Source organism: Streptomyces coryli, assembly GCF_011044975.1.
GTDB classification, from domain to species: Bacteria; Actinomycetota; Actinomycetes; order Streptomycetales; family Streptomycetaceae; genus Streptomyces; species Streptomyces coryli.
In genome coordinates this window covers 1-1,468 of the sequence record NZ_JAAKZV010000524.1, presented here as the reverse complement: position 1 = coordinate 1,468, position 1,468 = coordinate 1, and the positions used below count along the sequence as shown (strand labels likewise).

The following is a 1,468-nucleotide window of genomic DNA, read 5'->3' as shown; positions in this document are numbered from 1 at the left end:
GCCCCCCACTCCTCCCGTAGCCAGCCAACCCACTGGCACCGCCCGGAACTCAAGACGGCGACGCGGCCGTCACCATCCGCTACCAACTCACCCGCATCGAGCTCAACCACGACGCGATGGCCTACGGGCGGGACTGCACGCCAAGGTCGAGCCGTGCGGCGGTCTATTGCGCGCAGCAATGCTGGAGTTCGCATGGGTTCCGGAGCCATGGCCGCGTCGACGGCGCGCATCTGGGCAGGCCGGGGCCAGTTAGACGGCGGTGACCCAGGGGGAATCTGCGCGGAACTCGTGGAAGCCGCGAGCAACTCTCATAACTTGCCGTGTCATGGCAGATCCCGAGAGTCGCAGGTGGTACGTGATCACGCTTCAGCGGCGCTGAGCAGCCCAGTTCTGAGCGATTGATCAGAGGTGTTGACCCTGACACCGTGTGAGGCCCTGCACTGGAGTCGTCATGTTGACCATCGGAGAGTTCGCCAGATACGGCCAGGTGTCGATCCGGATGCTGCGGCACTACGACGCCCTCGGCCTGCTGCGCCCGCAGCGCACAGACCCGGCAAGCGGCTACCGGTATTACGCCGCCGGCCAGCTCGCCCGCCTCAATCGCATCGTCGCGCTCAAGGAACTCGGCTTCAGCCTGGAACAGGTCGGCACCATCGTCGACGAGCAAGTGAACGCCGAGGAGTTGCGCGGCATGCTCCGCCTGCGCAGAGCGGAACTGGAGACGGAGATGGCGGCCGCGCAAGCACGGCTGGGCCAGGTCGAGGCGAGACTCCGGACGATCGAGAGTGAGGGACGGATGCCCGCGGACGACGTAGTGATCAAGAACCTGCCCGGACAATGGGTGGCGGAGCTGTCGGCGACCGCCGAGAGCTGGGAGCCCGAGCACATCGGACCGGTGATCGGTCCGCTCTTCGAGCAGCTGTGTCGGCTGACGGACGCGGCAGCGGTGCGACCGGTCGGGCCGGGCGTCGCCTACTACGAGGACGCACCCGAAGGCGGCGGCGCGATCACAGTGCACGCCGCCCTGCCGGTCGACCCCGACGCAGTGCCCCGAGACCGGGGCTTCGATGTCGTCCATCTGCCGGGGGTGGCCGAAGCCGCCACGATCGTGCACCGCGGGCCCATGCAGGGCGAGGTGCTGGCCACCGAGCAACTGCTGCTCCGCTGGATCGAAGACAACGGCCGCCAGCAGGTGGGCTACGTCCGCGAGGTCTCGCTGTCCTGCCCGCCGGACGACCGCTCCAAGTGGGTCACGGAACTCCAAGCCGTCCTGGCCCAATAGCCAACGCAGCCGAAGCACCGTGGCCGCGACTCTCCCGGGGCTCCGCCCTGGGAGAGCGGGACCGCCTCGATCCGGGGGCGAACCCAAGCCGCCCAGCGCACTGGAGCACCCCGCCCCGCAGGGGTTCCCGGATTCCCTCAGCCAGGAAACCGCGAACCCACGCGCATTCGGGCGGGTGCTGTCGCT

General features: G+C 68.6%; 1 protein-coding gene. It reads left to right on the top strand.

The annotated features are described in order from the left end of the window. Window positions 1-451: 451 nt before the first annotated feature. The gene (locus G5C51_RS41930; protein ID WP_165246175.1) at window positions 452-1,282 is read left to right on the top strand and encodes a MerR family transcriptional regulator; all 831 of its coding nucleotides are present in this window, start codon (window positions 452-454) and stop codon (window positions 1,280-1,282) included. Window positions 1,283-1,468 lie beyond the last annotated feature (186 nt).

Excerpts from the sequence above, each read along its gene's own strand:
- G5C51_RS41930 (WP_165246175.1), top strand. The coding sequence starts at position 452 with ATGTTGACCATCGGAGAGTTCGCCAGATACGGCCAGGTGTCGATCCGG.